The following is a 7,442-nucleotide window of genomic DNA, read 5'->3' as shown; positions in this document are numbered from 1 at the left end:
GTCCCCGATGAAGCGTCCGGCGTCCGCCCGTCGCCGCCCGTTGCCGTACAGCTCCGAGAGGACGCCCGGCCCCCGCACGGGGTCGATGTCCCCGGCGAACTTCTGCGCTTCCGCGGCGAAGATGCCGGCCCGCGGGTACGCCCACCGCATGAGCACGTACTCGTCGAGGTTCGTGCCGATGAGCAGCGGAATGTCGGACTGCGCGCCGGGGGTCAGCGGGTGGGCGGGCAGCAGGTCGTCGATGACCGGGGCGAACCCGCCGGCGATGCCCGAGTTTCCCCAGGACGCCTCGTTGACCCGCTCGGTCAACCACGCCAGCCCCTCGGCGGACGCGGTGAGCAGGTCATGTCCGGTCCCCCCGGGACGCGGACGCCGCCCGTCGTCGGAGCCGCGCATGATCTCCACCGCGGAGTCGGCGATGCGGGCGGCGTCCGCCGGGGTGTGCACCATCGCCGCCGCCGGGGACTGGGCGATGAACCCGTGGACCAGGTCCTTCACGGCCGGGACCGCGGAGAGGGCGGTGACCATCGCGCCGCCGCTGGATTCGCCCATGACGGTGATCCGGCGCGGGTCGCCGCCGAACTGCTCCGCATTCTCATGGACCCACCCGATGGCGGCGATGATGTCCGACAGGCCCGCGTTCGAGTCGAACCGGCGCTCGTCCAGATCGTCGGCGGAGCCCAGGGCGAGCTGCCCGAGGACACCGACACGGTAGTTCACGGCGACGTAGACGGCGTCCGTCGCGGCGGCGAAGTACTCCCCGGACAGCAGCGGCTCCGCCGCCGAGCCGTGGATGTTCGACCCGCCGTGCAGGTACACCACCACGGGGCGCCGCGCGCTCCGGTCAATCACCGGCCCACGGGGGTCGGGGCGCGGGACCACGACGTTCAGCCAGAGGCAGTTCTCGCTGCCGACCCAGCCGATGGTCCTGTTGCGCCACTGGGCGCAGTAGTCGCCGGGCCGGGCCGCCACGAGGACGCCGTGCCACGGGGTGCGAGGGGTGGCGCGGCGGAACCGGAGGTCACCGGTGGGTTGCTCCGCGTAGGGGATGCCGCAGAATGCGACCGCACCGTTGACCTGGTGGCCGCGGACGGCACCGGTGGAGGTCTCGACGGTCCAGGGGTCGCGTCCCGGGACATCGGTGGCGATGTGGTTCAGGGGCACGTCACTCATTCCTCGATCATAACGCCGACGGTGTGACTGTCCCCACTGTGCGAGTTACGGTCAACCGGGGTTGTTTTTCGGCAAGGCTATACTACAATCCGTTCCGACAGAGGAGTCTGTGGCGCATTGTGCCCGCACGGCAAGGAGAACCGAATGGCTGACAACACCGGGTACGATGACGCCGGTTTCGACAACGACGAGCAGCAGGAGAGGAACGACAGGTCGGTGCGCTGGTCCACCGTCGCCCTGTCCGTCGGGCTCTCGGCACTGGCCTCGGCCGTCGTCATCGGTGTGGGGGCGGCCGTGATGTTCGCCAACGCCAGTGACCACCAGATCACCTACGTGCAGGGGGAGGGCACCGCGAACTCCTCCGGTGTCACTTCCAAGAAAGACGCGAACACCACCACCGCGCAGCGGTCGACGAGTGGTGCGAAGCCGACCTCGACCACCTCGGCAGGTTCCGGTTCCAGCGGCGAGCCGGCCCGCATCAACGGTGCCGCGGGTGCCCCGATCGATGACCCGTCCGTCGGCGCAGGAGACTCGGGGAACACCGGCGTCGCCGCGTCCGCACGGTCGTCGAATGCCGGCGTCCCGGCGCAGCCGTCCAACGCCGAGCTGAAGAACCAGATGGAGACCATCCTCGCGCAGGGCGCCTCGGACGAGACCATCGCCGCAAACCTGGAGAATCCGGCCGGTGTGCAGACCATCAGGGACGCCGGCGAGGCCATGCGGAAAATCATGATCTTCCGCTACGAGATGGTCGACCCCGTGGTCGTCGAGGGCGACCACATGACCGCGACCATTCAGATGTCGATGGTCGGCCTCGGCTCCAAGCCGCCGGCCGACCTCTACTACGTGGCGAAGGACGGCAGGTGGGTCCTCACCGACGAGTCGGTCTGTGCCATCGCCTCCCAGGCACGCGTCGCCTGCTCGGTGTAGCGGTGCAGACACTGCAGCAGTGAACCCTCGGTCCGCGGCGGGCCGGGGGTTTCGTTGCGGCTGTGGGTGATGTCGGGGGTCTACCCGGCCAGCACCGTGCCCAGGGCATTCTTCGCCGAGCGGACTCCGGGGCTGCGTCCGACCGTGGTGACGCCGACAACCGTGGCACCGGCGCCAGCGTCGCTGACGGTGAAGACCACCAGCTCATCGGCGGAGTCCAGGACGACATGCTCGGTGCGCCCCTCACCGGCGCCGGTGGCGCCCAGGATGTTGAGCATGTGGCCGTACTGCTTTGTCCAGCCCTTCTGCGGGGTGTCCAGGAAGGACGCCGCCGCCGGCGCACCGGTCGCCGCGTCCCCGCCACCCAGTTGCGCCGCGACGATGCCGGCCATGGTGCGGGCGGAGCCGTCGTCCTCGGGGCGCAGGATGCGGCCGTCGGTGGTGTGGATCTCGACGCAGTCGCCGACGGCGAAGATACCGGGCACGCTGGTCCGGCCACGCTCATCGACGATGATGCCGCCGCCGACGCCCCCGCCGACGGGCAGTCCGGCGTCTTCGGCGAGCATCGTGTCACGTACCGCGCCGACCGAGACGATCACCACTGACGGGGCCAGATCGTCGACAGTGCCGGGCAGTGAGTCCGCGGAGACCCCGCAGGTGACGGTGACGCCGTGCTCGCTGTGCCGGTCCCGCAGCCAGCGGGACGCCGTCGGCGGGAGGATGCGGGAGCAGACCTCGTCGGCGAGTTCCAGGACGTGGACCCGGGCCCTGCTGAGGGTGGCGGCAGCGGATGCGGCCTCCAGTCCGAGGACACCACCACCGATGACCACGACGGTTTCGTCGGCGGTGAGTTCGAGCAGCCGTTTCCGCACGGCGGCGGCGTGCTCCGGGGTGCGCACGTAGTGCACGTCACGGCCGTCGAGCCACTCGACCTCCAGCAGGCGGGGGCCTGCGCCGGTGGCGAAGACCAGCTCATCACAGGGGTAGGTGACGCCCCCGGCGGTGAGGGAGCGGGTGCTGCCCCCGAGGTCCACTGCCGTGACCGCGGTGCCCGGGTGGAAGGTGACACCGGGGGTCTCGAAGATCTCCGCGGGCAACGCGACATCGGCCGGGGACTTCCCGTCGAGGAGGATGCCCTTGTTCACCTCGGGACGCCGGTACGGTTGGTGCGTCTCGGTGGTGAAGACGTCGATGGTGAGGGCGGCGTCTGCGGCGTCCTCCTGCTGTGCCTGCTGTGCCTGCTGTGCCGTGACCAGAGACTTGACGAGGGTGTGGGCGGCGACGCCGCCGCCGATGACCGCGATGCGTGACATGTGGTGTGCTCCGCTTCTCTGGGGGTCAGCCGATCCGGACCATGTCGAAGTCCGCTTTCGCGGCGCCGCAGTCCGGGCACTCCCAGTCGTCGGGAATGTCCTCCCACCGGGTACCGGGCGGGAACCCCTCCTCGGGGTCCCCCTTGGACTCGTCGTAGATGTAGCCGCACTGGGCGCATTCCCAGATCTTGTAGTCGGTCATCGTCGCGGTGCTCATGATGGTTCCTCTCTTGTGGGGGTGTTGTTCCAGCTGATGTGGCCGGCTTAACTGATCCGGTCGAAGTCGACCTTGTCCCGGACGCCGCAGTCGGGGCAGAACCAGTCCTCGGGGACCTCGGCGTCCCAGTCGAAGCCGGGGGCGAAGCCCTCGGAGCTGTCGCCGACGGCGGTGTCGATGCGGTAGTCGCAGCCGGGACACTGGTAGATGGCCATGATTCTCTCTTCTCTGTGGTCGTTGGTGTGGATGCCGGTCAGGGCTTCGGCGCCGGGCCGGCCGCACCGCCGGCGCCGGCGGTCGGGTCGATCGGTCTGCGGTTCTTCGGACGCGGGATGACGTGTGTCGACGGCTCGCCGGGACCGCGGTATAGCCCGACGATGCCGGGCAGCAGGAAGAACAGGGAGATCAGCAGGAACCAGGGGTAGGCCTCCTTGAGGAAGGCCACACCGAGGATGCCGAGGATGCCGAGCACGATGACGGCGATCCCGAGGACCGTCAGCCCGATGCACATCGAGTAGTGCAGTGTCGGGTCGGTCTTCTTCTGCGGTGGCGCGGCGGTGACGGGGATGTTCCCGCCGCCGGCGGCGCGCAGGGCGTCCAGGTCAGAGCCGGTGGACTTCGGTGACTGTGCCGCGGTTGTCATGTCGCTACCCCGCCTTCACGGTCTGCTGCTCGGCGGCGATGCGGTTCCACTTCTTGCGGAGCTTCGCGGCCTTGCCCGGGTGCAGGTTCGCCCGCTCGATGTCGTAGTTGTAGTACTGCATCAGTCGCTTGTCCATGATCGCGAACCACACGGGGGGCATGGCCGCGGCGGCGATCATCGTCGCGTAGCCGGCGGGCAGCTCCGGGGCGAAGACGTCCGAGCGCAGGGACTGGTACCGGCGGGTCGGGTTCGCGTGGTGGTCGGAGTGACGCTGCAGCTGGTACAGGAAGATGTTGGTGGTGAGGTTGTCGGAGTTCCAGGAGTGTTCCGGAGAGCAGCGCTCGTAGCGTCCGTCCTCGAGCTTCTGACGCAGCAGGCCGTAGTGCTCGAGGTAGTTCACGAACTCCAGCAGGGCGATGCCGATGACGGCCTGGATGAGCATGTAGGGCAGGATGCCGATGCCGAAACCGATGACCAGGGCACCCCAGAGGACGAGGGTGATCAACCAGGCGTTCCAGACGTCGTTGTCCAGGTTGAACTGGCCTTTCTTGGACCGCGCCAGGCGGGTCTTCTCGACGTTCCAGGCGCGCGGGATCTGACGCGGGATGGAGCGCAGCAGGTAGATGTAGGCGTTCTCCCCCATTCGGGAGCTCACCGGGTCCTCCGGGGTGGCCACCTTCACGTGGTGGCCCTTGTTGTGCTCGACGTAGAAGTGCCCGTAGGCGGGGACGGCGAGGACGATCTTGGCGAGCCAGCGCTCGAAGCCGGTCTTCTTGTGGCCGAGTTCGTGGGCGGCGACGATGCCGATGCCGGAGGTCATGCCCATGGACCAGGCCAGTCCGAGCTTGTCGTACCATTCCATGTCGCCGTAGGTCCACTGCCAGCAGCAGAGGATGAGGCTGGCGAGCATGACGGGGAAGTAGAGGTAGGAGATGATGCGGTAGTACTTCGTCTCCTCGAGCTGGGGGACGAATTCCTCGGGCGCGTTCTCGCCGTCACGGCCGAGGACGAAGTCGCCGATGGGGATGAGGATGAACACGGCGACGGGACCGAGGAACCACGAGGCGTGGTAGAAGAAGGCGGGTGCGTTGATCGCGGCCATCCACTCTGCGACGCCCCAGATGATCAGGGGGATCGCCGCGGGGATGATGCTGAAGATCCAGGCGTACTTCTTCTTGTCGATCCACTTCTGCTCGTCGGCGGTGAGGTGGTGTTCGTAGGTGGTGTCGGGGCCGTCGGCGGGACCGGAACTTCCGGTCGGCCGGGGTCTGGTCGTGGTCATGGGGTTTCCCTCCGGGGCTACTGCGTAGCGGGGCAGTGTCGGTCGTCGGTCGTCTCGTGGTGATCGGGGTACGGCTGTGATTCCGATCCCGTGGTGCCACTGACTGTGATCTGTAGCACCCGTTCCAGATTGTGTAGTCGACGATACGATATAAGTTTGTAGACAACAACCGGTTCCGTGAAACTTCCCTCGGAAAACTTTTGGTGACGCGGTGACCTGCTGAAACACGTCGGTGTAATTCGGCTGGAGGCAGGTCGGCGGGGGGTGCCGGCGGGGCCGGGACGGAGCCGTTTCACCTGGGTCGGGTGCCGTGGGTTGGTCTGGCGGCGTCATTCCACCCTGGGGCGCCCGACCCGGCTCCGGGTGTCGGTCGCCGCCGGTAGGGTGGCGGCATGGTTGAGCAGGCGCGGCGCGTCCTTCCCGTTCGGGTGGACGCATGGACGCTCATGGATATGAACGGACCGGAGAGTGACCTCGGGGAGACGGTCGAACTGATCCTGGAGTTCCGGGAGGGCGCCGCCGATGACGCCGCCGATGACGCCGCCGAGGTCGTCACCGTCGACGCCTACGCGCAGGAGTACCCCGGGGCGGATCCGGTTAACCCGGGGCGGATGACCTGGGACACGGTGCTCCACGGTGATGGCTGGTGTGCCCGGTGGGCGGCACCGCGGCCTGTCCTCGGGTACGTCAGGATCACCGGTCGGTTCCACCGGGAGAGCCTCGGTCGGCACGAGACACTGATCGTGCCGACCAGGGGAGCCCTCGACCGGGTTCGGTCGGTCGCCGGTGACGGGCAGGTCGGGGACGTCGACCGGATCTGGCGTCCCGATCATGACGAGGCCATCGCATCCTTCCTGGTGGACCTTGATCTGGACGCGGCGTCCCGCCTGGGACCGGTGCCCCGGGATCGTCCCACGGCGCTCCACGGATTCGCTGTCACCGGAGAAGCAGACGCACGGATGCTCTGGCGCGGTGACGTGCGCCTTCCCGTCGTGTGGCGGACGGACCTGCGGACCGGGTCGACCACACCGGTGGCGCTGCCGGTGTGGATCGGTGACGCGGGGAGATACCTCATCCGGGTGCAGGGGGCGGTTCGGGGTGTGACGGCGGGGCAGGACGCCGTCCGCGTCCTCGCTGCCGGTGTGGACGGGCCGATGTCCCGGGCCTTCACCGTGTCCGGCGACGGGACATTCTCCGAGGAGGAGCATCCTGCCTGGCGCGGTGGGGTCGGTCAGGCGGTGCGCGCGCCTCGCCGGTCGGACGGGGAGGGCGCCGACTGGATCATCAGCCGGTATGAGCGGCTCGGGGAGAGGATGCACATGCCGCCGGGGGCGCTCTACGGCTGGCCGGTGGAGCATGGCGTCCAGCATCTCGGGCGGGTGGACGCGGACGGTGCGGTGACCTGGCTGCGCGAGTGGGAGGTGGGCGAATCGGACAGGGCGGGGACACTGCTGTGTGCCGGTGGGCACGTGATGCTGTGGCGAGGTGGTGTGGTGGAGTACCTCGACGCCGCGCCGGGTGGTGAGCTGGACGTGGTGCGGGAGGTGTCCGTGGCTGAGGCCTTGCCGGGTGAACTGGTGGAGAAGCTGCGGTACGCCCGGCCGACGGTGTCAGGAAGATTCCTCGTTGCAGCGGGCGAGGGGGTTCTCATTGTCGTGGACCCTGCGGACCTGTCGGTGCTGCTGCAGGTGGAGGTCGATTCCCGGGCTCATGCTCAGGTCGATGACGCCGCCACGGTATGGGTCATGGATTCCAGACTGCGGCCCGGTGCAGGCGATAGGCTGCGACTGTTCACACAGGACGCTGCGGGGGAGTGGTCGGGCCGCGAGGTGGGGGTCTGAGGTGGATATCTGAGGTGGAGGTCTGGTGGTGGAGGTCTGGTGG

The 7,442-nt window shown here is 68.5% G+C and carries 8 protein-coding genes; 2 read left to right on the top strand and 6 right to left on the bottom strand.

Annotated features, from left to right (window positions below):
* Positions 1-1,173, bottom strand: a 1,173-nt coding sequence (locus QZV72_RS09165; RefSeq protein ID WP_297007637.1) for a carboxylesterase family protein, incomplete at its 3' end; no start/stop codon positions are given.
* A gap of 144 nt (positions 1,174-1,317) precedes the next feature.
* Between QZV72_RS09165 and QZV72_RS09160 the strand changes: the two genes are divergently transcribed.
* Positions 1,318-2,103, top strand: coding sequence for a hypothetical protein (locus tag QZV72_RS09160; protein ID WP_297007635.1), 786 nt, complete (start codon positions 1,318-1,320; stop codon positions 2,101-2,103).
* 80 nt (positions 2,104-2,183) lie between these two features.
* On the opposite strand, the gene QZV72_RS09155 is transcribed toward QZV72_RS09160, so the two are convergent.
* The 5 genes from QZV72_RS09155 to QZV72_RS09135 are packed head-to-tail and all read right to left on the bottom strand — an operon-like array spanning position 2,184 to position 5,558.
* Positions 2,184-3,416: an NAD(P)/FAD-dependent oxidoreductase gene (locus QZV72_RS09155; RefSeq protein WP_297007631.1), complete on the bottom strand. Its 1,233-nt coding sequence runs from the start codon at positions 3,414-3,416 to the stop codon at positions 2,184-2,186.
* A gap of 25 nt (positions 3,417-3,441) precedes the next feature.
* Complete coding sequence (locus QZV72_RS09150; RefSeq protein WP_297007628.1) at positions 3,442-3,633, bottom strand: rubredoxin; 192 nt, start codon at positions 3,631-3,633, stop codon at positions 3,442-3,444.
* Between the two features lie 47 nt (positions 3,634-3,680).
* Positions 3,681-3,848, bottom strand: a complete 168-nt coding sequence (locus QZV72_RS09145) for a rubredoxin (RefSeq protein WP_297007625.1) — start codon at positions 3,846-3,848, stop codon at positions 3,681-3,683.
* A gap of 38 nt (positions 3,849-3,886) precedes the next feature.
* Positions 3,887-4,276 carry a hypothetical protein gene (locus tag QZV72_RS09140; RefSeq protein WP_297007623.1) on the bottom strand — a complete coding sequence of 130 codons (390 nt, stop codon included), beginning with the start codon at positions 4,274-4,276 and terminating at the stop codon, positions 3,887-3,889.
* Between the two features lie 4 nt (positions 4,277-4,280).
* Entirely contained in the window at positions 4,281-5,558 is a 1,278-nt protein-coding gene (locus QZV72_RS09135; RefSeq protein ID WP_297007620.1) for an alkane 1-monooxygenase, read from the bottom strand.
* 392 nt (positions 5,559-5,950) lie between these two features.
* On the opposite strand from QZV72_RS09135, the gene QZV72_RS09130 reads away from it, so the two are divergent.
* Positions 5,951-7,399, top strand: a complete 1,449-nt coding sequence (locus QZV72_RS09130; protein WP_297007618.1) for a hypothetical protein — start codon at positions 5,951-5,953, stop codon at positions 7,397-7,399.
* Positions 7,400-7,442: the final 43 nt, after the last annotated feature.

Source organism: uncultured Corynebacterium sp. (assembly GCF_902782855.1).
Taxonomy (GTDB): Bacteria; Actinomycetota; Actinomycetes; order Mycobacteriales; family Mycobacteriaceae; genus Corynebacterium.
This window is presented reverse-complemented; position numbering and strand designations above follow the sequence as displayed.